Genomic DNA, 22,582 nt, shown 5'->3' on the forward strand with positions numbered 1-22,582 from the left:
CGCACGCATGCTGACCCCGCGCTACGGCCGGCTCGACCTCAAGGCCGGCCGCGTCGAGATGACCCATGGTGCCGGCGGGCGGGCGATGGCCCAGCTCATCGGCGAGATCTTCCGGCCGGCGCTGGCCAACGAGTTCCTGTCCCAGGGCAACGACCAGGCGATCGTGCCGCTGCCGGCCGGCGGGCGGCTGGCGATGACCACGGACGGCTACGTCGTCTCGCCGCTGTTCTTTCCCGGTGGCGACATCGGCTCGCTCGCCATCCACGGCACCGTCAACGACCTCGCCATGGCCGGCGCGGTGCCGCTCTATCTCACGGCCAATTTCGTGATCGAGGAGGGCTTTGCGCTGGCCGACCTCAACCGCATCGCCACCAGCATGGGGGCTGCCGCCCGCGATGCCGGCGTGCCGGTGGTGGCCGGCGACACCAAGGTGGTCGAGCGCGGCAAGGCCGACGGGCTCTACATCTCGACCGCCGGCGTCGGCGTGGTGCCGGCGGGCCTCGATCTCTCCGGCGACCGCGCCCGGCCGGGCGACGCGGTGATCCTGTCCGGCACGATCGGCGACCATGGCGTCGCCATCATGTCGAGCCGCGAGAACCTGACGTTCGAGACCGCGGTGCTGTCGGATTCCGCCGCACTCCATGGCCTCGTCGCCGGCATGGTGGCGGCGGCCGGCCCCGCCCTCAAGCTGATGCGCGACCCCACCCGCGGCGGCCTTGCGGCGACGCTGAACGAGGTCGCCCGGCAATCCAGCGTCGGCGTGCTGATCGAGGAGGCGGCGATCCCGGTCCGGCCGCAGGTGGCGGCGGCCTGCGAGCTCCTGGGGCTCGATCCGCTCAATGTCGCCAATGAGGGCAAGCTCGTCGCCGTGGTCGAGGCGCGCATGGCCGACGCGCTGATCGAGGTCATGCGCGCCCATCAGCTCGGCCGCGACGCGGTGCGGATCGGCACGGTGACGCGGGACGACCAGCACTTCGTGCAGATGACCACCGCCTTCGGCGGCAAGCGCATCGTCGACTGGCTGGCCGGCGAGCAGCTTCCGCGGATCTGCTGAGCGAGGCGCCGGCTTGATCGGCCAAAATCGGTATGGGAGGGTTTCCGGATGATCCGCGCGTCTCTCTTCTTCCCTCTCCCCTTGCGGGAGAGGGTGGCGAGGGCGAGCACCGCGAGGCCGAGCCGGGTGAGGGGTATGTACAGGGCATGCTGGAAAATTCACCCCTCACCCGCCTCGCGATCTAGAGATCGCTCGGCACCCTCTCCCGCAAGGGGAGAGGGGAAGGAAGCGGCTCTCGACCGGCAAACGTTCCCAGCCGCTCAAGCCAAAACCCGTATGACAGGCTGAGTGACAGCGTGCCCGAGACCGCCCGGATGTTCCGCCAGAACAAATCCGCCGATGCCGCCCCCGAAGCCAGGACGGCGGGCGGGCGCGGGCGCAGCGTGGCGGAGGCGAAGCGCAGCAGCACGCCGCCCCGCCTCGGCTTCGAGGCCATCGTGCACGCGCCGACGAGCCCGATCACCGGCGCCATCGGCCTCGCCCGCCGCGCCACCGAATACGACATCTCGGTGCTGATCACCGGTGCCTCGGGCACCGGCAAGGAGCTGCTGGCGCGGGCGATCCACCACGGCTCCAGCCGGGCCGACCGGCCGTTCGTGGTCGAGAATTGCGGCGCGCTGCCCGACCAGCTTCTGGAAAGCGAGCTGTTCGGCTGCAAGAAGGGCGCCTTCACCGGCGCCTACCAGGACCGCATCGGGCTGTTCGAGGTGGCCGACGGCGGCACCATCTTCCTCGACGAGATCGGCGAGACGTCGCCGTCGTTCCAGGTGAAGCTGCTGCGCGTGCTGCAGGAGGGCGAGATCCGGCCGCTCGGCGCCCAGCGCACCCGCAAGGTGAATGTGCGGGTGGTGTCGGCGACCAATCGCGACCTGGAGACCGAGGTCGCCGCCGGGCGGTTCCGCCGCGACCTCTATTACCGGCTGGCGGCGTTCCCGATCCACATCCCGCCGCTGGCCGACCGCGCCATGGACATCCCGCCGATCGCCGAGCGGATCCTGAAGGACGTCAATCAGGCGTTCCGCCGCGCGGTGCCGGGGTTCCTGCCGCAGACGCTGGATCTGATGATGGCCTATGACTGGCCGGGCAATGTGCGCGAACTGCACAACGAGATCCAGCGCATGGTGGCGCTCTCGGACTCCGACCAGCCGCTGGGACCGACCCTGCTGTCGGCGCGCATCGCCTCTCCCCGCGTCCAGCAGCCGGCCGCGCCCGGCGCGATGCTGAAGGACCGCGTCGAGGCGCTGGAGAAGGCGGAGATCGCCCAGGCGCTGGCGCGCTGCAGCTTCAACATCAGCCATGCCGCCGACCTGCTCGGCCTGTCGCGGGTCGGCCTGCGCGCCAAGATGCAGCGCTACCAGCTCCGCCGCGGCGAGGGCGACGACGAGGATTGAAACGGCTTCCGGCTGATCAAGTCGGAACAGCCGCTGGCCGGGCCTCCTTCTTCCCTCTCCCCTTGCGGGAGAGGGTGCCGAGCGATCGAAGATCGCGAGGCGGGTGAGGGGTGAATCTTCAAGCGCGCGTCCGCACTTATACCAACGGCCCCAAACGCTGACGCGTGGGGCCGTCGACTCTCGCGGATTTTCTTTTCGGAAATCAAAGATTTCACGAAAATCCGCGACCGGAACCAACGGCCCGCGTTCGCGGCCGTTGGTATTACCCCTCACCCGGCGCGACCTCGCTTCGCTCGGTCTCGCCACCCTCTCCCGCAAGGGGAGAGGGAAGAAGAGGCCGCGCCAAACATTCGGAAGCCGCCTGCGAGACGCCGGATTTCCGAGCGCCAGTCATTCCACGCCTACTCGCCGATCTCGTGGATGTGGACATGGTCGTGGGCGTGCACGTGGCGGTGGAGGCTCGCCGGCACCAGCCGGCCGTTCTTCATCAGCACGGCGCGGTCGGCCAGCCGTTCCAGCAGCGCATAATCGTGCGAGACCACCACCATCGCCACGTCGAGCGTGCAGAGGATGTCGGTCAGCCGCGCAAGGTGTGCACCGTCGAGCGCATTGGTCGGCTCGTCGAGCAGCAGCGCCTCGGGCTCCATCGCCAGCACCGCGGCGAGGCTCGCGAGCCGCTTCTCGCCGCCCGACAGATGATGGGTGATGCGGTGGGCGAGATGGATGAGCCCGAGGCGGTCCAGCGTCGCCTCGGCGCGGGCGACCGCCGCGGCCGGCGGCAGGCCGAGATTGAGCGGGCCGAACGCCACGTCCTCGATCACCGTTGGCGCGAACAGCTGGTCGTCCGGATCCTGGAACAGCAGGCCGGCGCGGGCGCGCACCTCGCGAAAGTCCCGCTCGGCGCGGCGCTCGGCGCCGAAGGCGACGAGCCGGCCGGACTTCGGCCGCTCAAGCCCGACCAGGGTGCGCAGCAAGGTGGTCTTGCCGGCGCCGTTGGCGCCAGCCAGCGCCACGCGCTCGCCGGGCTGAAGCGTCAGCGACACGCGGTCGAGCACGACGCGGCCGGCGCGCTCCACGGTGACGGCATCGAGCTCGAACAGCGGCGTCATGCCAGGCGGTCCAGCAGCAGAAGACCAGCGAGGCCGATCGCCAGCCCGCCGGCAAACAGCGCATCGAGCCGCGTCAGGCGCGCATCGGCGATCAGCGCGAAGCGGCCGGCGAAGGCGCGGCAGCGCATCGCCTCGTCGACGCGCTCGGCGCGCTCGAACGCCCGCACCAGAAGCTGGCCGACGAAATAGGCCAGCGTGCGCAGCGTGTGCAGGGAGGTGCGCGGCCGGAAGGCGCGAACCCGCAGCGCCTCGTGGAGCCGGCCGGCCTCCTCGCCGATGACGGCGACGTAGCGGGCGGAGAACAGGAAGAGGTGCACGAGCTTGGCGGGTACCTTGAGACGCGCCAGCGCGTGGCCGAGATGCACCGGCTCAAGCCCGGCGAGCAGCGTGAGGATCGCCAGCGCGCACAGATTCACACGCAACAGCACGAGGATCGCATGATCCAGGCCCGGCTGCGACAGCGCCACCGGGCCGAGCGCGATCGTCGGCCCCGGCGCGGTCAGCGGCAGCACGACCAGCAGGACGAGAAGGAAGCCCTCCATGTGGACGAGCCGGGCCGCGACATCGCGCCCCGACAGGCCGGACAGCAGCGCGAGACCGAGACCCAAAACCAGCGCCAGCGTCAGCACCACCGGCGAGCCGAGCGCCAGGATCGTGGCCACGGCGGCAGCCGCCGCCAGCACGCGCACGCGGCCGTCCAGCCGGTCGAGCCCGGCGCGCGACGGCGGCGCGAGGCTGCAGGCGAGCCCCTCGCTCACGGCGGCGTCCCGGTGTCGGTCCTGCGGCGGCGCGCGGCCGCCCACATGCCGGCGCCGGCAAGGCCGACGATCATGCCGATGCCGCCCATGATGTCGTTGAAGCGCAGGCGCCCCTCGGCCTGGGCCTGGGCCTCGATCAGCGGCCGCAGCTGGCGGGCGAGCGCGCGATCGACCGCGGTCTCGACCTCGCGGTGGAGCGCGGCCGGATCGGGCGGTGCGCAGACCACGGCCGGCGCGGGGTCAGCCGCCTTTTCCGCAGCCGCCTTTTGCGGCAGCGGCTGTTCCGGAGCGGCCTCGGCGGGCGCTGCCGCGGGCGACGGGGCGGCGGGCCCCGCGAACCGATCGGCGGAGATCTTCTCGCTCACCGCATGGCCGTCGCCGGTATCGACGCTCACCGTGTAGGCGCCGGGCGGGGCCGCGCTCCAGGCGAAGCCGCCGGCATCGTCGGTCGTGCCGCGATGGACGACGGCGTTCGCGGCGTCGCGGATGGTGACGGCAACGCCCTGCGGACGGCCGCCGCCGATGAAGAACGCATAGCCCGAGACCGTATTACCTTCGACCGTGACGAACAGCTTCAGCCGGTGCGCCGCGGCCGGACCGGTCATTGCGAGGTTCAAAAGCATGGCGAGGAGCACAATGGAACGCGCGGTCATGGGCGGATCTCGGGCGGCTGCAGAACCGGCAGGATTTCGGGCTTCACGCGGGCGAGGAAGCTGACAACGAAGCCGGTGATGACGGCCTCCACCGCCGCCAGCGGCAGATAGGTGAGCAGGATGATCTTCAGCGCCGGCACATAGTCCGACGACGACAGCGCCAGCGCCGCCGACACGCCGGCGGCGGTGCCGAACACCGCCAGCGCGGCGACAACGGCCGCCACCACGCCGGCCCGCGCCGGCGAGGCACCGAGAAGCAGCGGGCGCGCCAGAGAGGCCAGCACCACGCCGGGCAGCGCCATGTTCAGCGTGTCGACGCCGAGCGTCGACAGGCCGCCGAAGCCGAACAGCACCGCCTGCAGCACGAGCCCGATGAAGACGGCGGCAAAGGCGCGCACGCCCAGCACCAGCCCCATCAGCCCGCCGAGCAGGACGTGCACGCTGGAGGGGCCCACCGGCACGGCAACCAGCGAGGCGACGAAGAACACCGCCGCCAGGATCGCCGTCTTGGGGATCTCGCGCTCGTCGAGCGCGCGCAGGCCGAGCGCGAGGCCGATGGCGGCACCCGCGCCGCCGGCTGCGATCACCGGCAGCGAGAGCACGCCGTCAGGTATGTGGGCCATGCCGGGTCTCGCTCAGGGGGCTTGCGGTCACTCGGCCGGCTTGGCCGGCGCCGAAGCGGCGGGCGCGGGTGCTGCGGCAGCGGGTGCCGTGGCCGGCGCGCCGCCCATGTCGGTGGCCTTGACCCAGATCAGCCCGCCCAGCTCGGTCTTGGCCGGCTTGCCGTCCGGCGCCTTGGCGGCGGGGCCGTCGACCAGCGCGGCAAAGCCCCACCAGCCGGCGCGCGGCATGGCATAGGCGAACACGCCGTTCTGATCGGCGCGGATCACCTGGGTGACGAAGGCGTCGTTGGGCGCTGTGACCGAGCCGTCATTGACCCACTCGACCTCGATCTCGGCGAACGGCACCGGCTTGCCCTTGGCGCGGACGAGGCCGCGGAACAGATTGCCGGTCCACAGCCCGGTCGGCCGCGACAGGGCCTCGATCTCCACCGGCAGGCCGACCTGCGCCGTCCAGCCCTCGCCCGAGGCGAAGCCGTCGACGATCACCTTGGCGTAGTGGGTGATCCACTTCTTCTCGGCCGGCTCCCAATAGGGCTGCGGCTCGACGAAGAAGGTCACGGCGCCCGGCGCCTTCAGGTCGTGGTCGAGCGTCCAGGCGGTCTTGCCGTCGATCTTGGTCGCACGCAGCGCCGCCAGCAGATCGACCGTCTTGCCCTCCGCCGCCACGCCGACGCGCTTCGGCTTGGCCATCTCCATGACCGGGCCGCGCTCCATCGGATGGGTGAAGACGAGATCGACCGTCACCTTGCCGCCATCGGGCAGCACGTCGGCGGACGGCAGGATTTCCTGGAAGTGGGCGAACGCCGGCGCCGCGGCGCCGGCAGCAAGAAGGGCGGCGCACATCGCGCCCGCACGAAACAGCATGACATATCCCCCCGCCCGACCGCGGACATCGCGAAATCCGTCCCGCAGCCGGTATGATCAAATCACAAACTCATCTTACCCAAATTCGACATCGAGTCGACAGGGGGGATTGGTGATACGATTGCCGGCTACTCAAGCCGGCAATCGTATTCCGATCGCCGAAAGCCCCATTCCTGAACAAAAGGGCTTTCGGCGAGCCCGTTTCCGGTATCCCGAAGGGATCAACCGGAAACCGTATGACTCTGCGACATGACGCAACGGCGCATGATCCGAGCGCCCGGCATGGCGCGCTTGACATCGCAAAACCGGCTCCCCCTGCTGCGCAAACCGGCTTATATGCGAACGGGCCAGGGCCGGCGGCGACAGATCACATCATGCAGCGCATCACCATCACCATCGACGACGATCTGCTGGAGACCATCGACGCGCTCGCCGCCCGCAAGGGCTATGCGACGCGGTCGGAAGCCATGCGCGACCTGATCCGCAGTGCCGCCGCCACCGAGACCGCGGCGCAGGGCGATGCGCCGTGCATCGGCGTGCTCGACTATGTCTACGATCACGAGACGCGCACGCTGGCCCAGCGCCTGGCCGAGACGTTCCACGCCCATCACGATTTGTCGGTCTCCAGCATGCACCTGCATCTCGATCGCGGCCGCTGCCTGGAGATCGCCGTGCTGGCCGGGCCGGTCTCGGAGATCCGGGCGCTGGCCGATGCCGTCACCGCGCAGCGCGGGGTGCGCCACGGCCATCTGCATGTGGTTCCGGAGGCAACGATCTCGCGCCACCACCATCACAAGCCGCACGAGCACGATTGACGCCGTTTCCGGAAGAGCCCTGCGGGCTCGCGGAAACGACCGTCACAGCCCGCGAGCGATGACGATGCGCTGCACATCGGATGTGCCCTCATAGATCTGGCACACCCGCACGTCGCGATAGATGCGCTCGACCGGGAAGTCCTTGAGATAGCCGTAGCCGCCGAGCGTCTGGATCGCCGCCGAGCACACCGCTTCCGCCGTTTCCGATGCGAACAGTTTCGCCATCGACGCCTCGGTGAGGCAGGGCAGGCCGGCCTCGCGCAAGGATGCGGCATGCAGCACCATCTCGCGGGCGGCGGCGATGCGGGTCGCCATGTCGGCGAGGCGGAAGGCCACCGCCTGGTGCTCGATGATCGGCTTGCCGAAGGTGACGCGCTCCTTCGCATAGTCGCGCGCGGCCTCGAACGCGGCGCGCGCCATGCCCACCGCCTGCGACGCGATGCCGATGCGCCCGCCCTCCAAATTGGCCAGCGCGATCTTCAGCCCCTCGCCCTCGGCGCCGAGCCGCAGATCGGCTGGGATCCGCATGTCGTTGAAGGCGAGCTGGCAGGTGTCCGACGCGTGCTGGCCGAGCTTTTCCTCCACCCGCACCACCTCGTAGCCCGGCGTGTCGGTCGGCACGATGAAGGCGGTGATGCCCTTCTTGCCGGCCGTGGGATCGGTGACGGCGAAGGCGATGATGAGCTGGCCGTTCTTGCCCGACGTGATGAACTGCTTGGAGCCCGACAGCACATAGTGGTCGCCGTCGCGCCGCGCCTTGCAGCGCAGCGCCGAGGCGTCGGAGCCGGCCTGCGGCTCGGTCAGCGCGAAGCCGCCGATCCATTCGCCGCTGGCGAGCCTGGGCAGGAAGCGCTCTTTCTGCGCCTCGGTGCCGAACTTGAGGATCGGCATGCAGGCGACCGACGAATGCACGCTGACAATGGTCGAGCAGGCGCCGTCGCCGGCGGCGATCTCCTCCAGCGCCAGCGTATAGGCCACCATGCCGGTGTCGGACCCGCCATAGGCTTCCGGCACCAGCATGCCGAGAAAGCCGAGCTCGCCCATCTCCTTGAGTTCCGCCCTGGGGAAGGCGTGCGCGGCGTCGCGCGCCGCGGCGGTGGGAGCCAGCCGCTCGCGGGCGAAATCGCGGGCGGTGTCGCGGATCTGGGTCTGGATGTCGGTGAGGATCATCGTAATCGATTCCGGCCCAACGGCGCGGCTCCCGTTTTCCCTCTCCCACCCGGGCCGCGCTTGCGCGCGCCCGGGCGCAGGCTCTTGCGGGAGAGGGTGCCGAGTGATCGAAGATCACGAGGCGGGTGAGGGGTGAAATCGAGCCGGCTTGAAGTTACCCCTCACCCGGCTCGACCTCGCTATCAGCTCGGTCTCGCCACCCTCTCCCGCAAGGGGAGAGGGGAAGAACGCTGCTCCCGATCGGCCGTGTTTCGAGCCGATCAAACGGCCCAACAAGGTTGCAGGTTCAATTCAGCCGCTCGATGGCGACCGCGGTGGCCTCGCCGCCGCCGATGCAGATCGCGGCGACGCCGCGCTTGGCATCGTATTTCTCGAGCGCCGCGAGCAGCGTGACCAGGATGCGCGCGCCCGACGCGCCGATGGGGTGGCCGAGCGCGCAGGCGCCGCCATGGACATTGACCTTGTCGTGCGGCAGGCCGAGATCGTGCATCGCGGCCAGCACCACCACCGCGAACGCCTCGTTGATTTCGAACAGATCGACCTCATTGAGGTCCCAGCCGGTGCGTTCACTGAGCCTCCGCATGGCGCCGACTGGCGCGGTCGGAAACAGGTTCGGCGCGTGGGCAAAGGTGGCGTGGCCGACAATGATGGCGCGTGGCGTCAGGCCGCGCTTCTCGGCTTCCGAGCGGCGCATCAGCACCAGCGCGGCGGCGCCGTCCGAGATCGAGGAGGAGTTCGCCGCCGTCACCGTGCCGCCGTCGCGGAAGGCGGGCTTCAGCGTCGGAATCTTGTCGAGCCTCGCCTTCAGCGGCTGCTCGTCGGTGGCGATGGTGGCTTCCGCCTTGCCGGCCTTCACCGTCACCGGCACCACCTCGCGGGCGAAGGTGCCGTCGGTGATCGCGGTCTGGGCGCGGGTGAGCGAGGCGATGGCGAAGTTGTCCTGCACCGCGCGGGTGAACTGGTAGGTCTGGGCGCAGTCCTCGGCGAACGTGCCCATCAGCCGGCCCTTGTCGTAGGCGTCCTCCAGGCCGTCGAGGAACATGTGGTCGAGCACCCGGCCGTGGCCCATGCGATAGCCTGAGCGGGCGCGGTCGAGCAGGTAGGGCGCATTCGTCATGCTCTCCATGCCGCCGGCCACCGCCACCGACGCGTTGCCGGCGAGGAGAAGATCGTTGGCGAGCATGGCCGCCTTCATGCCCGAGCCGCACATCTTGTTGAGGGTGGTGCAGCCGGTTGCGAGCGGCAGGCCGGCGCCGAGCGCCGCCTGCCGCGCCGGTGCCTGACCCTGGCCGGCCGGCAGCACGCAGCCGAACAGCACCTCCTCGATGGCGTCGGGCGTGAGCCCCGCGCGCGCCACCGCCGCCTTGATGGCGGCGGCGCCGAGCTGGGACGCGGAGGCGTCCTTCAGCTCGCCCTGGAAGCCGCCCATCGGCGTGCGCGCGGAACCGACGATGACGACGGGGTCGACAACGGGGGTGTGGCTCATGGCAGTCCTCCCGAGACTTGGCTTATTATCGATTCACACAGTTTCGGATGATCCGCTCGGCCTTCTTCTTCCCTCTCCCCTTGTGGGAGAGGGTGGCGAGGATGAGCGAAGCGAATTCCGAGCCGGGTGAGGGGTGATTCACCCTGCGCCGAGACGTCACCCCTCACCCGCCTCGCGATCTTATCGATCGCTCGGCACCCTCTCCCACAAGGGGAGAGGGAAAAAGGCGCGTCTCGCGATCAACGTCCGTTCCAAGCCGATCATCCGGAAACCGTGTCATTCAAAATGTCAGCGCGCGGCCATGCGCAGCGCGCCGTCGATGCGGATCACCTCGCCGTTCAGCATGGTGTTCTCACAGATGTGGCACACCAAAGCGGCGAACTCGGCCGGGCGGCCCATGCGCGGCGGGAACGGTACGCTTTTCCCCAGCGCATCCTGCACCTCCTGCGGCATGCCGGCGATCATCGGGGTCTCGAAGATGCCCGGCGCGATCGTCACCACGCGGATGCCATGGCGGGCAAGCTCGCGCGCCACCGGCAGCGTGAGGCCGGCGACGCCGGCCTTGGAGGCGGCGTAGGCGGCCTGGCCGATCTGGCCCTCATAGGCCGCGATCGACGCGGTGCTGATGATGATGCCGCGCTCGCCCTCGGCGTCGGGCGCCTCCTTGATGATCGCCTCGGCGGCAAGCCGGATCATGTTGAAGGTGCCGATCAGATTGATGGCGATGGTGCGGGCGAAGCTCTCCAGCTTGTGGGGTCCCTCGCGGCCCACCACCTTCTCGCTGGGGGCCACGCCGGCGCAGCTCACGAGGCCGTGGAGGTGCCCGAAGGCGTCCTGTGCCAGCTTCACCGCCGCCTCGCCGTCCTCAGGCTTGGTCACGTCGGCGACGAGAAAGCGGAAGGGCGCCCCCAGCTCGGCGGCCAGCGCCGCGCCGGCCGCCTGATTGAGGTCGAGCCCCACCACCTTGGCGCCTGCGGCAACCAGCGCGCGGGCGGTGGCCGCACCGAGCCCGGAGCCGGCGCCGGTGACGAGAAAGACGCGATCCCTGATATCCATGATTCCGAGTTCGATTCCGATTTCGGTTTGACGTTGCTTCGTCCGGGTCCGATGGGTCCGCTGACGCCCGGTCAGGCGGCCGCGTCCTTGTCGGGCGAGGTTTCGCGCTTGCGCAGCACGAAGCGCTGCAGCTTGCCGCTCGGCGTCTTGGGCAACTGCTCCAGGAACTCGATCTCGCGCGGATAGGCGTGGGCCGAGAGGCGCTTCTTGACGTACTGGCGCAGGTCCTCGGCAAGCTGCTCGTTGCCCTGGACGTCCTTGGCCAGCACCACATAGGCCTTGACGATCTCGGTGCGCTCGGGATCGGGCTTGCCGATCACCGCCGCCTCGATCACCGCCGGATGCTCGATCAGCGCGCTCTCGACGTCGAACGGACCGATGCGGTAGCCCGACGAGGTGATGACGTCGTCGGCGCGGCCGACGAAGCTGATCGAGCCGTCGGGCTCCAGCTCCACCGTGTCGCCGGTGCGATAGTAGCCGCCGGCGATCGCCGGGGTCTCCTGCTGCCAGTAGCCGGAGAACCACATCAGGGGCGAGTTGTTCAGATCGACCGCGAGGACGCCCGGCACGTTCGGCCCAAGCTCGCGGCTTTCGTCGTCCAGCACCGCGACGCGGAAGCCGGGCATCGGCATGCCGGCCGAGCCGGGATGGACCACGTGGCGCAGGCGGTGGTGGTTGTTGACCACCATGCCAAGCTCGGTCTGGCCGTAATGATCAAAGATCGGCGCCGCCAGATGCTCGGCGAACCAGCGGATCACCTCGGGGTTCAGCGGCTCGCCGGCGCTGGAGACGGCGCGAAGCTGGCCCTTGACGCCGGCGGCGGCCTCCGGCCCCGCGGCGATCAGCAGCCGGTAGGCGGTCGGCGCGCCGGCGAGGTTGGTGATGCCGTGGCGCTTGATGATCGAATAGGTGCTCTCCGCCGTGAACGGCCCCTCATAGAAGGTGGTGGCGTGGCCGAGCAGCAGCGGGCCGGTGACGGCGTAATAGAGGCCATAGGCCCAGCCGGGATCGGCGATGTTCCAGAACTTGTCCTCGGGCCGCAGGCCCACCGCGTCGCGCAGGTAGGAATAGAACGCCGGCAGGGCCTTCAGCGGCACCGGCACGCCCTTGGGCAGGCCGGTGGTGCCCGAGGTCGACATCATCAGGAAGAGGTCGTCGGCCTTGCGCAGCACCGGCGCGAAGGTCGCGGACGCCGCCGCGGTCTCGGCGCGGACGTCGAGGTCGCCGGGGCGCACGCTCTCGCCGGGGCGGGTGACCACCGCCACCGCCGGGCAGCCGGCGACATCGTCGAGCTTGGCGCGGTTGGCGTTGTCGGTGACGACGAGCTTCGCCGCGCTCATCTTCAGCCGGTGCTCGATCGCCTTGGGGCCGAAGGCGGTGAACAGCGGCTGGTAGACGGCGCCGGCCCGCCAGGTGCCGAGGATGGTGGCGAGCAGCTCGGGCGTCCGTGGCAGCATGCCGGCCACCACGTCGCCGGGCCTGACGCCCTGGGCCGCGAGCAGGTTGGCGACGCGCGCCGACTGGTCCTTCATCTCGGCGAAGGTGAAGGTGGCTCTGCGGCCGTCCTGGCCTTCCCATTCCAGCGCGATGCCGCCACCCGCGACGTGGCGGTCGCAGCACGCGACGCAGACATTGAGGCCGGTCTCGAGGCTGCCCGCGAACAGGCGGTCGAAATCCGCCAGCCGGAACCGGGCGACGGCATCGGCATAGTCGGCCACCCCGGTGGCCGCACGATCAGTGGCGTTGCTCATGGTGCTTCCCTCCTCGCCCTTCTTGGTTGGTGTTCGGCGGGCGTCGGATCTCGGTTCGACGGTTTCGTCTGGCCCGATTAGGCCGCAAAGCCGTGTGGCAAACCAGGACCAAATCGTCTTAAGTTCGTGATCGGTTTTGCCATGTCGCCGGGAGGGGCCGAACCGTGGAGCCGCGGACGATCTCACCTCTGTTCGTGGACGAGGCGGTGGACTGCCTGCGCCGGGCGGGCATCGCGCCGGGGCCGGTGCTGGCCGCGGCCGGCCTGCCCGAGGCGGTGCGCGAGCCGCTGTCGGCCGAGCGGTACGGCGCGCTGTGGCTGGCGGTGTCGGCGGCGATGGACGACGAGTTCTTCGGCCTCGGCGGGCGGCCGATGCGGCCGGGCTCGTTCACCCTGCTCTGCCACGCGGTGCTGCACGCCGGCACGCTGGAGCAGGCGCTGAACCGTGCGTTGCGCTTCCTCCGGGTGACGCTGGAGGATCCGTGCGGGGCGCTGACGGTCGACGGCAGCCTCGCCCGGATCGTGCTGACCGACAGGGGGGCGCCGCGCTCGGCCTTCGCCTACCGCACCTTCTGGATCGTCCTGCACGGCGTCGCCTGCTGGCTGGTGGGCCGGCGCATCCCGCTGCGCAGCGTCGATTTCGTCTGCGGCCCGCCGCTCTATGCCGCCGACTACCGGCTGTTCTTCGGCGCGCCGGTGCGCTTCGGCCAGCCGCAAAGCGCGCTGACGTTCGATGCCGCCTACCTGAAGCTGCCCACCATGCGCACCGAGCGGTCGCTCAAGGAGTTCCTGCGCCGGGCGCCGGCCAACATCCTGGTGCGCTACCGCCACGATGCCGGCCTGGTCGCCACCATCCGCGCCCGGCTGCGCGCGCTGCCGCCGACCGCGTGGCCGGACTTCGAGACGCTGGCGAGAGAGATGAAGATGCCGGCCTCGACGCTGCGCCGGCAGTTGCGCGCCGAGGGTCAGACCTACCGCACCATCAAGGACGAGATCCGCCGGGCGCTCGCCATCCGCTGGCTGGCGGCCAACGACAAGCCGGTGGGCGACATCGCCGCCGAACTGGGCTTCACCGAACCCAGCGCCTTTCACCGCGCCTTCCGCAAATGGATGGCCAAGAGTCCCGGCGCCTTCCGCCGCGAAGCGCTGGAAATCTGAAGTCCTCTCCGAAAGCGTGGAGGCCGCGTCTGCGAATGCCGCTGTCGTGCCCTAGACTCTGGTGTGAGGGCGAATCGTCCGTCGTCCGATCCGCGTCCATCCGGCCGGCTCATGCCCGAACTCGGAGACCGTCATGATGCATCTGCGCCGATCGACCCGCTGGCCAGGCCCGGTGCGCGGCGTGCTGGCATATAGCCTCGTGCTGGCCGCCACCCTGCTGGCGGCGATCCCATTCGGCCATGCCCAGCGCGCGCCGGCGGTTGCGATCACCAATGTGTCGTACGATCCGACGCGCGAGCTCTACAAGGCGATCAACGAGGCGTTTGCCAAGGAGTGGCTGGCGCGGACCGGCCAGACGGTGACCATCCGCACCTCGCACGGCGGCTCGGGGCGGCAGGCGCGCACGGTGATCGACGGGCTGCAGGCGGACGTGGTGACGCTGGCGCTGGCCGCCGACATCGACGCGATCGCGCAGCGGGCGAAACTGCTGCCGGCCGACTGGCAGGCGCGGCTGCCCAACAATTCCTCGCCCTACACCTCGACCATCGTGTTCCTGGTGCGCAAGGGCAACCCCAAGGGCATCCGGGACTGGGACGACCTTGCGCGGCCCGGCGTCGCGGTGATCACCCCCAACCCCAAGACCTCGGGCGGGGCGCGCTGGAACTACCTCGCCGCCTGGGCGTTCGAACTCGACCGCACCAAGGATCCCGCCAAGGCGAAGGCGTTCGTCGAGGCGATCTATCGCAACGTCCCGGTGCTCGACACCGGCGCGCGCGGCTCGACCACCACGTTTGTGCAGCGCGGGATCGGCGACGTGTTCATCTCCTGGGAGAACGAAGCCCATCTCGCGCTCGCCGAATTCGGCGCCGACAGGATCGACATCGTCTATCCGTCGCTGTCGATCCTGGCCGAGCCGCCGGTGGCGCTGGTCGACGCGGTGGTCGACCGGCGCGGCACCCGCAAGCTGGCCGAGGCCTATCTCGACTTCCTCTACGCGCCCACAGCCCAGCGCATCGTCGCCGCCAATTTCTACCGGCCCTTCAGGCCGGAGGCGGCCGACCCCGCCGACCTCGCCCGCTTCCCGCGCCTCAAGCTGGTGACGATCGACGCGGTGTTCGGCGGCTGGGCCAAGGCGCAAGGAGAGCATTTCGCCGAGGGCGGCGTGTTCGACCGGATCTACCGGCCCGGAGGCTCGTTCGCGCGATGAGCCTTGCCACCCACGCCACGACGTTCCGCTTCCGCCAGCCCAGCGCGTTGCCGGGATTCGGCCTGACCTTCGGCTTCGCCGTCACCTACCTGTCGCTGATCGTGCTGATCCCGCTCGGCGTTCTCGTGGCGCGCGCAAGCGGGCTCGGCCTCGAGGGCCTGTGGCAGACCGCGACCTCGCCGCGCGTGCTGGCGGCGCTCAAGCTGTCGTTCGGCGTGTCGTTCGCGGCCGCCGCGGTCAATGCGGTGGCGGGCCTCGTCGTCGCCTGGGTGCTGACGCGCTATGCGTTTCCCGGCCGGCGGCTGCTCGACGCCATCGTCGACCTGCCGTTCGCGCTGCCGACCGCGGTCGCCGGCATCGCGCTGACGGCGATCTATGCCCCCAATGGCTGGATCGGCGGCCTGCTCGCTCCGCTCGGCGTCAAGGTGGCCTACACGCCGCTCGGCATCTTCGTGGCGCTGGTGTTCATCAGCCTGCCGTTCGTGGTGCGCACGGTGCAGCCGGTGCTGGCCGATCTCGACCGCGAGATCGAGGAAGCCTCCGCCACGCTCGGCGCCTCGCGGGCGCAGACCGTGCTGCGGGTGATCCTGCCCAGCCTGTTGCCGGCGGTGCTGACCGGCTTCGCCCTGGCCTTCGGCCGTGCGGTCGGCGAATACGGCTCGGTGATCTTCATCGCCGGCAACATGCCGTTCGTATCGGAGATCGCGCCGCTCCTCATCGTCATCCAGCTTGAGGAGTTCAATTATGCCGGGGCGACGGCGATCGCCACCATCATGCTGGCGATCGCCTTCGTCTCGCTCCTGGCGATCAACCTGATCCAGGCGTGGAGCCGGCGGAGGTTCGGTCATGTCTAGGACCATGATGCCTGAGACCTCGACGCGCGGCGTTCCGGCGCCCCCGGCGCCGTCAGCCGCGGTGACCGACGAGGCGCCCCTCACCCGCTGGGTGCTGATCGGCGCGGCGGTGGCGTTCCTGCTGCTGTTCCTGGTGCTGCCGCTGATCGCCATCTTCGCCGAGGCGCTGCGCCGCGGCATCGCGGCCTATTTCGCCAGCTTCGCCGATCCCGACACCCAGGACGCGATCCGCCTGACGCTGCTGGTGGCTGCGATCGCCGTGCCGCTGAACGTGGTGTTCGGCATCGCCGCCGCCTGGGCGGTGGCCAAGTTCGACTTCGCCGGCAAGAGCCTCTTCGTCACCTTCATCGACCTGCCGTTCTCGGTGTCGCCGGTGGTCTCGGGCCTCGTCTTCGTGCTGCTGTTCGGCGCGCACGGGGTGTTCGGCGGCTTCCTCCAGGCGCACGACATCCGCATCATCTTCGCCGTGCCCGGCATCGTGCTGGCGACGATCTTCGTGACCTTCCCGTTCGTGGCGCGCGAGCTGATCCCGCTGATGCAGGAGCAGGGCACGGCCGAGGAGGAGGCGGCGCTGACGCTCGGCGCCTCGGGCTTTCGCATGTTTCTCACCGTCACGCTGCCGAACGTGAAATGGGCGCTGCTCTATGGCGTGCTGCTCGCCAATGCGCGCGCCATGGGCGAGTTCGGCGCGGTGTCGGTGGTGTCGGGCCACATCCGCGGCCTCACCAACACCATGCCGCTGCAGGTGGAGATCCTCTACAATGAGTATGCTTTCGTCGGCGCCTTTGCCGTCGCCTCGCTTCTGGCCGGGCTCGCCCTCGTCACCCTCGTCGCCAAGGCCCTGCTCGAATGGCGTTACGGCGACGCTCTCGCACGAACGCACCGGCACGGGTAGACTCGCCACCGTGGAGATCAGGGCCGAGGCAATCACCAAGCGGTTCGGCGAGGCGACCGTGCTGGCGGACGTCGACGTGCACGTGCACGCCGGCGAGCTGGTGGCGCTGCTCGGCCCGTCCGGCTCCGGCAAGACGACGCTGTTGCGCATCTTCGCCGGGCTGGAGCAGCCCAGCGCCGGGCGCATCCTGCTCGGCGGCGAGGACGCGACGCAGGTGCCGGTGCAGGCGCGCGGCGTCGGCTTCATGTTCCAGCATTACGCGCTGTTCCGCCATCTCACCGTGGCCGAGAACATCGCCTATGGCCTCAAGGTGCGCCCGCGCGCATCGCGCCCGTCGAACGCGGCGATCCGGGCGCGGGTGACGGAGCTTCTCGACCTCGTGCAGCTTCCCGGCCTGGAGCGGCGCTATCCCGCCCAGCTCTCGGGCGGCCAGCGCCAGCGCGTGGCGCTGGCCCGCGCGCTCGCGGTCGACCCCAAGGTGCTGCTGCTGGATGAGCCGTTCGGCGCGCTCGACGCCCAGGTGCGGCGCGACCTGCGGCGCTGGCTGCGCGACATCCACGAGCGGACCGGCCACACCACGCTGTTCGTCACCCACGACCAGGACGAGGCGCTGGAGATCGCCGACCGCGTCGCCATCCTCGACCAGGGCCGGCTGGAGCAGATCGGCACGCCGGACGAGATCTACGAGCATCCGGCCACGGCCTTCGTCGCCGGCTTCATCGGCGAGGCGACGCGGCTGCCGGTGGAGGCGCGGGGCGGCGTGGTGCGGCTCGGCCCGCACGCGCTGGCGCTGAACGGCACGCGGCTGGCGGACGGGCCGGCATCGCTGTTCGTGCGGCCGCGCGACTTGGTGCTGGCCGACGATGGCAAAGCGAACGCTTTGCCGGCAAACGTCGTGGCGGTGCGGCGGGCCGGCCCGGCGCGGCGGGCGGAGCTGCACCTCGGCGAGGGCCTGCCGACCGTGGAGATGGAACTGCCAGCCGATGCCGTGATCGGCAAGGGCGACGTCGTCCAGGTCGCGCTCACCCGGCTCAGGGTGTTCGGCGGTTGAACCCGCGCTCAGGCCGCGGTGCGCCTAGAGGCCGCGACGCCGTCCCACCACGCTTCGAGTGCCGCGAGATCCGGCGGCACCCACACCGCAAGCTCGGCCGCGAATGCCTGCCAGACGTCGGCGGCCTTCGGCGACACCACGCAGGCGATCGGCAGGCCCGCCGCCGCCGCGGCGTGGAAGGCCGACATCATGCCGCGCCGCGCCACCTCCTGGCCGCCGAACTTGTTCAGCACCACGAGATCGACACCGCCGGCGATCGCCCGTTCCACCGCCGCGCAGGCGCGCGCCAGGGCGGCGGTGTCGAGGTTGCACGCTTGCGAGCCCGGACCGAGCTCCTGGCGAATGGAGATCACCTCGCCGGTTGAAACGTCGAGCAGGATGCCCTTGCTGGTGCTGCCCGCACGCGATGCCGGCGGCAGATCGCCAGCCGCAGCGACCACGATGCCGCCAACCCGCACGCCGTCCGCCTTGCGGGCGAGCGCGAAGGCGCGGAGCGCGTCCGCCGCCATACGATCCTCGCCGCGCACCGCGGCGATGGGGGCAGGGAGCGACCTGTCGCTGGGCATGTCGCGCATCTTCCGTTCTGCTCCCGGATGATTTTTTCCGCCGGAAACAGTGTCGTCAGAATTCTCCGCTCGGGAAGAGGGAACGCAAATTGCCAAGCGAATTTCCAGCCTTCCAGGCCGGAAGCCGCGTCATTCCGTTTTCGGTTGATCCCTTCAGGATACCGAAAACGGTCTCGCCGAAAAATCTTGACCCGATGAGGATTTTTCGGCGCCGGGCGTTGAAGCCCCCCACCCCCGACCCCTCCCCACCGCTCGCGGAGCTCGCGGGGGGAGGGGAGAAGAGGCGCCGTTTTCTCCCCTCCCCCCATGAACGCAGTGAATGGCGGGGAGGGGTCGGGGGTGGGGGGCAGCGAGGCTGGAAACAGGAAATTGGCCGGAAGCGATCTCGGTTTTCCGCCGGAAACCCAGCATGCCGGCAATGAAAGCGCCTCGCCGCCGGGAGCGGTTGGGGCGGGGTTGGCCCGGACCCTTCCGTTCAGAGCGTGATCCGATCTGACTGCATCAGATCGGACGCTCTAAGTTTCTGGTTTGTCGCATTTTCTTTCGCACAACCGGTATCCACTTGTGCGGAAAATGCTTTAGTGCATCAGCACGGGCTCGGGCTGGGCCGCGGGATCGGCCGGCTTTGCCGCCTTGGCGGGCTTGGAGGAGCATGCGCCTGCGGTGGCGACAGCCCGCGTCAGATAGCGCTCGCACTGCTGCTCGCGGTCATAGCCCAGCAGGATGCCGAGCATGAAATCATGCTCCGCCGACAGGTGGCACAGCGGCCCCACCATGAAGCGCTGCACCGCATTCACCGCCGCCGGCCGGCCGAACACCACATTGATCCGCTCGTGGCAGGCCTCGTGGACGTGATGGGCGACGCCCGAGGCGGTGAGCCGCGCGATGATCGTCGCCGCGGCGTCCGCGGTCAGCGACATCATCGCCAGCGGCCGCAGGCCCTTCGACAGCTCATAGAGGTGATGTTGGAAGACCTGCAAGGTGGCGCAGGTCAGGCCAGCCGGCTGATCCATTCGGTGATCCTCTTTTCGGTCTTGGAAGACTGGCCATCCTGGTCGAGCGCGAGGCCGACGAACCTGCCGTCGCGCTCGGCCTTGGACGCAGTGTAGTCGTAGCCCGTGGTGTCGGTGAAGCCGACCACGGTCGCGCCCTGCTCGACCACCTGATCGTAGAGAATGCCCATGGCATCGACGAAGCTGTCGGGATAGCCGGCCTGATCGCCGGTGCCGAACAGCGCCACCTTCTTGCCGGCGAGCTTGGCATTGGTGAGCTTGTCGAAATTGGCCTCCCAGTCGGCCTGCAGGTCGCCGGCGCCATAGGTCGGCGCGCCGAGAATGAGCAGGCTGCAGTTCTCGAAATCGGCGACGCTCGCCGCCTTGATGTCGATCGCCCGCCCCTGGGTGTGCTTGGCGATGCGGGCGGCGACGGCCTTGGTGGCTCCGCCGTCGGAGCCGAAAATGACGTTCACGCTCATGTCGGATGTCTTCAACCGGATTTCGGGACCAAAGGGCGGGCGGGCGACGCGCGTGCCGCCGCGCCCGGGAGCAGTCGCAGGCAGGTGCGACGGTAGCGTTGCTGCGATTGAGTGGCAATTTCAAAAACGCGGCGATCCGCAAAATTTTTCGGCACTTCTATCTTTCAAGATAATAATTCTAAAGTACCGCACGCGCCCCTGCCGACCCCGGCCGCCGCCTGGACTGGTTTTCCAGGGCCGCCGGGCTCCTGAACACGCCAGTTGCCTCCGCTCTCTTTTCTGCCCGGGCGATCGGCGGGCGCCGGATGCAAGCCGACCCCCGGCCGCACCGCGCCAGCACTTGGCTTTGCTGGACGCGGGCGCGCGCTCGACATCGTGCGCACATCGCGCGAGCATTCTGCGCAAAAATGGATGCCGGCTTTGCGAAGAAGACTGCGGCACCTCAAGAACCTAGAGACCGCTTGGTTCGATCAGATCGGCGGACCCCTCGCGCGCTTCGGCGCGGCGCTACCACCGGTGGCCGAGATCTGGTAGGAGGGGCGCGGTTTCAGAGATCCGGGGGTTGCGCGGGAGCCGGCATCTCAAGCTGGCCCCAGCCTCGTCAACACAAGTCACGGGACTCCACATGTCGCAGAAGGCTGCATTCGTGTTCATGGCGGCAGTTGCCGCCGGCGTGCTTGTTCTGTCGTCCAACCGCCAGCCGGACCAGCCGCGGCCCGACCTTGCGCGGCCCGACCTTGCGCGGCCCGACCTTGCGCGGCCCGACCTGGCGCGCGAGGCGGCCGGGCTGACCAAGGCCTATGGCGCAGGGCTGCTCGGCGCGCTGAAGGGCGCGATGGAGGGAATCGGGCCGGTCGGCGCCGTGGGGTTCTGCCACGACGAGGCGCCGGGGATCGCCACCGACCTGTCGCAGCGGAGCGGCTGGACGGTCCGGCGCACCAGCCTCAAGCCGCGCAACCCGGCGGCCGCGCCCGACGACTATGAGCGCAAGGTGATGGAGGCGTTCAACGCCAAGATCGCGGCTGGCGCGAAAGCGGCTTCGCTCAAGCAGGCCGAGATCGTCGAGCAGGACGGCAAGCGCGTGTTCCGATTCATCCAGGCGATCCCCACCGCCGAGCTCTGCCTCGCCTGCCACGGCAGCGAGCTCAAGCCCGAGGTCGCAGCCAAGATCAAGGACCTCTACCCCGCCGATCAGGCGACCGGCTTCAAGGCCGGCGACATGCGCGGCGTCTTCACGCTCAGCAAGACGCTCTGATCCGCCAACCGGCGCTGCGGGCCGGCGCCTGGCCGCCGGCGCGCCGAGCCGCCCTTTCCATTCGGCGTCCGGACGATGCGAAAATCACGACAGGATCGCCTGGAAATCGTATGATGCGACGCCCGGCCGCCGCGGCCGGGCGTCGTGTTGCGTTGACGCTGCGTGTTGCGTTGGAGTTTCGTGTTGCGTTGACGCAGAGCCGCCGTGCGGCCGCCTCGGCAGTGTGACTTCATCACAGACCGCGGTACCGTGCGGCGTTAGGGTCACAACATCTTCCACGATGTCAGCGAGGATCCAATGACGGCGAACGTCGGAACTATCGATCGCGTGCTGCGGGCTCTGGTCGGAATCGGCCTCATCTATTTTGCGGTCACCACCGGCACGATCTGGGCGTGGATCGGCGTGGTGCCGCTCCTGACCGCCCTCGTCGGCATTTGCCCGGCCTATTCGATGCTCGGCATCAAGACCTGCCCGACGCCGCGGACCTGATCGGGAGGGGCCCGCGCGATCCTATGGCGTGCGCGGACCCGTCACGGACAGCACGTCCTTCACCAGCGACAGGACTTCGGCCACACGGCCGGAGGCGATAGCGTCTATCGCGTTCCGCAGGCCGGGCGGCGTTCCCCGCTCGCCCCCCGGCCATCCAAGCTTCCATGGGCCGAGGGTTCCTCGGCCCATGGAAGACCTTTTGATTGGCTGTGATCATGCATAAGAACTGGACGGCGATGACGGGCGAGTTGTCGGTCGCACTCAAGGAAGTGCGGGGCGGCGCGCCGGATGTGATGAAGGGCTTCTCGGCCATCGCGCAGGCCGCGCTCAAGGCGAACGCCCTCGACACCAAGACCAAGGAACTCATCGCGCTCGCCATCGCCGTGGCAACCCGCTGCGAAGGCTGCATCGCCTTTCATGCCGAAAGCGCCGTCAAGCTCGGCGCATCGCGCGACGAGGTGATGGAGACCATGGGCATGGCCATCTATATGGGCGCAGGCCCCAGCGTGATGTACGCGGCCCAGGCGGTGGAAGCCTTCGACCAGTTCTCGAAGAAGAGCGCCGACACGCCCTGAGCCTTTTCGGCGCGGCCGAAGTCCGGCCTCGCACACACCGCACCGCGCGCGACCCGCACGAGCGGGCGCGGATCGAACGAACCCGAAGCGAAAACAACCAGAAACGTGCTCGATTGAGCCTCAACCTCAAGGGCCGGATCCGCGGATCCGGCCCTTTTCCTATGGTTTCCTGAATTTTGAAGGGATCGACCGGAAACCGCACCCGAACCTGTGGACCCAAACCCGTGCACCAGGCGCGATGGCCGGAGCAGCCCCACGGCTGTCCGGCACGGATTGTGCTTATGCGGCGGGCCTCGGTTGGTGGCGCGCGCGGCGGCGGGCGTGGGCCG

General features: G+C 69.5%; 21 protein-coding genes and 2 pseudogenes. 11 read left to right on the forward strand and 12 right to left on the reverse strand.

Going from position 1 to position 22,582, the window contains the following annotated elements:
- Positions 1-7: 7 nt before the first annotated feature.
- Positions 8-1,054 carry a hydrogenase expression/formation protein HypE gene (hypE, locus tag F1193_RS08880; RefSeq protein ID WP_150097343.1) on the forward strand — a complete coding sequence of 349 codons (1,047 nt, stop codon included), beginning with the start codon at positions 8-10 and terminating at the stop codon, positions 1,052-1,054.
- 278 nt (positions 1,055-1,332) lie between these two features.
- Positions 1,333-2,445: pseudogene (locus tag F1193_RS08885) on the forward strand (sigma-54 interaction domain-containing protein); the annotation flags it as partial.
- Positions 2,446-2,846: 401 nt separating this feature from the next.
- Here F1193_RS08885 and F1193_RS08890 read toward each other — a convergent pair.
- The 5 genes and pseudogenes from F1193_RS08890 to F1193_RS08905 form a co-directional block, all read right to left on the reverse strand.
- Positions 2,847-3,554, reverse strand: a complete 708-nt coding sequence (locus tag F1193_RS08890; protein WP_150097319.1) for an energy-coupling factor ABC transporter ATP-binding protein — start codon at positions 3,552-3,554, stop codon at positions 2,847-2,849.
- Positions 3,551-4,312, reverse strand: a complete 762-nt coding sequence (cbiQ, locus tag F1193_RS08895; RefSeq protein ID WP_170263473.1) for a cobalt ECF transporter T component CbiQ — start codon at positions 4,310-4,312, stop codon at positions 3,551-3,553. Before cbiQ ends, F1193_RS08890 begins: the two co-directional genes overlap by 4 nt.
- Positions 4,309-4,965: a carboxypeptidase-like regulatory domain-containing protein gene (locus tag F1193_RS17060; RefSeq protein ID WP_170263475.1), complete on the reverse strand. Its 657-nt coding sequence runs from the start codon at positions 4,963-4,965 to the stop codon at positions 4,309-4,311. The genes cbiQ and F1193_RS17060 overlap by 4 nt, the downstream gene beginning before the upstream one ends.
- Positions 4,962-5,588: a cobalt transporter CbiM gene (gene cbiM, locus F1193_RS08900; protein WP_150097321.1), complete on the reverse strand. Its 627-nt coding sequence runs from the start codon at positions 5,586-5,588 to the stop codon at positions 4,962-4,964. The genes F1193_RS17060 and cbiM overlap by 4 nt, the downstream gene beginning before the upstream one ends.
- 105 nt (positions 5,589-5,693) lie before the next feature.
- Positions 5,694-6,431 (reverse strand): annotated as a pseudogene (locus F1193_RS08905) (DUF4198 domain-containing protein); the annotation flags it as partial.
- A 395-nt stretch (positions 6,432-6,826) separates the two neighbouring features.
- Between F1193_RS08905 and nikR the strand changes: the two are divergent.
- Positions 6,827-7,267, forward strand: coding sequence for a nickel-responsive transcriptional regulator NikR (gene nikR, locus F1193_RS08910; protein WP_150097323.1), 441 nt, complete (start codon positions 6,827-6,829; stop codon positions 7,265-7,267).
- 42 nt (positions 7,268-7,309) lie between these two features.
- Here nikR and F1193_RS08915 read toward each other — a convergent pair whose 3' ends face one another.
- The 4 genes from F1193_RS08915 to F1193_RS08930 form a co-directional block, all read right to left on the reverse strand.
- On the reverse strand, positions 7,310-8,437 hold the full coding sequence (locus F1193_RS08915) for an acyl-CoA dehydrogenase family protein (protein ID WP_150097324.1): 1,128 nt from the start codon (positions 8,435-8,437) through the stop codon (positions 7,310-7,312).
- A 286-nt stretch (positions 8,438-8,723) separates the two neighbouring features.
- Positions 8,724-9,923, reverse strand: a complete 1,200-nt coding sequence (locus tag F1193_RS08920; protein WP_150097325.1) for an acetyl-CoA C-acyltransferase — start codon at positions 9,921-9,923, stop codon at positions 8,724-8,726.
- A gap of 288 nt (positions 9,924-10,211) precedes the next feature.
- Positions 10,212-10,979, reverse strand: a complete 768-nt coding sequence (locus tag F1193_RS08925; protein WP_150097326.1) for an SDR family NAD(P)-dependent oxidoreductase — start codon at positions 10,977-10,979, stop codon at positions 10,212-10,214.
- Between the two features lie 71 nt (positions 10,980-11,050).
- Positions 11,051-12,730, reverse strand: a complete 1,680-nt coding sequence (locus F1193_RS08930; protein WP_150097327.1) for an acyl-CoA synthetase — start codon at positions 12,728-12,730, stop codon at positions 11,051-11,053.
- A gap of 164 nt (positions 12,731-12,894) precedes the next feature.
- Between F1193_RS08930 and F1193_RS08935 the strand changes: the two genes are divergently transcribed.
- From F1193_RS08935 to F1193_RS08955, 5 genes are all read left to right on the forward strand, one after another.
- Positions 12,895-13,887, forward strand: a complete 993-nt coding sequence (locus F1193_RS08935; protein WP_150097328.1) for an AraC family transcriptional regulator — start codon at positions 12,895-12,897, stop codon at positions 13,885-13,887.
- A 136-nt stretch (positions 13,888-14,023) separates the two neighbouring features.
- The gene (locus tag F1193_RS08940) at positions 14,024-15,094 is read left to right on the forward strand and encodes a sulfate ABC transporter substrate-binding protein (RefSeq protein WP_150097345.1); all 1,071 of its coding nucleotides are present in this window, start codon (positions 14,024-14,026) and stop codon (positions 15,092-15,094) included.
- A complete protein-coding gene (gene cysT / locus F1193_RS08945) occupies positions 15,091-15,948 on the forward strand; it encodes a sulfate ABC transporter permease subunit CysT (RefSeq protein ID WP_150097329.1) in 858 nt (285 codons plus the stop codon). The genes F1193_RS08940 and cysT overlap by 4 nt, the downstream gene beginning before the upstream one ends.
- 7 nt (positions 15,949-15,955) lie before the next feature.
- Positions 15,956-16,843, forward strand: coding sequence for a sulfate ABC transporter permease subunit CysW (cysW, locus tag F1193_RS08950; RefSeq protein ID WP_150097346.1), 888 nt, complete (start codon positions 15,956-15,958; stop codon positions 16,841-16,843).
- A gap of 10 nt (positions 16,844-16,853) precedes the next feature.
- On the forward strand, positions 16,854-17,894 hold the full coding sequence (locus F1193_RS08955; protein ID WP_150097330.1) for a sulfate/molybdate ABC transporter ATP-binding protein: 1,041 nt from the start codon (positions 16,854-16,856) through the stop codon (positions 17,892-17,894).
- A gap of 8 nt (positions 17,895-17,902) precedes the next feature.
- Here the strand turns inward: F1193_RS08955 and F1193_RS08960 are convergent, their stop codons facing one another.
- The 3 genes from F1193_RS08960 to fldA all read right to left on the reverse strand — a co-directional run bounded on the left by F1193_RS08960 (position 17,903) and on the right by fldA (position 19,934).
- Positions 17,903-18,460 (reverse strand): DUF2478 domain-containing protein, encoded by a 558-nt coding sequence (locus F1193_RS08960; protein ID WP_150097331.1) that lies wholly within the window; start codon positions 18,458-18,460, stop codon positions 17,903-17,905.
- A 578-nt stretch (positions 18,461-19,038) separates the two neighbouring features.
- On the reverse strand, positions 19,039-19,473 hold the full coding sequence (locus tag F1193_RS08965) for a DUF2023 family protein (RefSeq protein ID WP_150097332.1): 435 nt from the start codon (positions 19,471-19,473) through the stop codon (positions 19,039-19,041).
- Entirely contained in the window at positions 19,452-19,934 is a 483-nt protein-coding gene (gene fldA / locus F1193_RS08970) for a flavodoxin FldA (RefSeq protein ID WP_150097333.1), read from the reverse strand. Before fldA ends, F1193_RS08965 begins: the two co-directional genes overlap by 22 nt.
- Before the next feature lie 625 nt (positions 19,935-20,559).
- Between fldA and F1193_RS08975 the strand changes: the two genes are divergently transcribed.
- The 3 genes from F1193_RS08975 (at position 20,560) to F1193_RS08985 (ending at position 22,253) form a co-directional block, all read left to right on the forward strand.
- Entirely contained in the window at positions 20,560-21,189 is a 630-nt protein-coding gene (locus F1193_RS08975; RefSeq protein ID WP_246164235.1) for a Tll0287-like domain-containing protein, read from the forward strand.
- Between the two features lie 297 nt (positions 21,190-21,486).
- Positions 21,487-21,678 (forward strand): YgaP family membrane protein, encoded by a 192-nt coding sequence (locus F1193_RS08980; protein WP_150097334.1) that lies wholly within the window; start codon positions 21,487-21,489, stop codon positions 21,676-21,678.
- Between the two features lie 215 nt (positions 21,679-21,893).
- Positions 21,894-22,253 (forward strand): carboxymuconolactone decarboxylase family protein, encoded by a 360-nt coding sequence (locus F1193_RS08985; RefSeq protein ID WP_150097348.1) that lies wholly within the window; start codon positions 21,894-21,896, stop codon positions 22,251-22,253.
- The last annotated feature ends 329 nt before the right edge of the window (positions 22,254-22,582 follow it).

Origin of the sequence: Blastochloris sulfoviridis (assembly GCF_008630065.1) — a bacterium.
Taxonomy (GTDB): Bacteria; Pseudomonadota; Alphaproteobacteria; order Rhizobiales; family Xanthobacteraceae; genus Blastochloris; species Blastochloris sulfoviridis.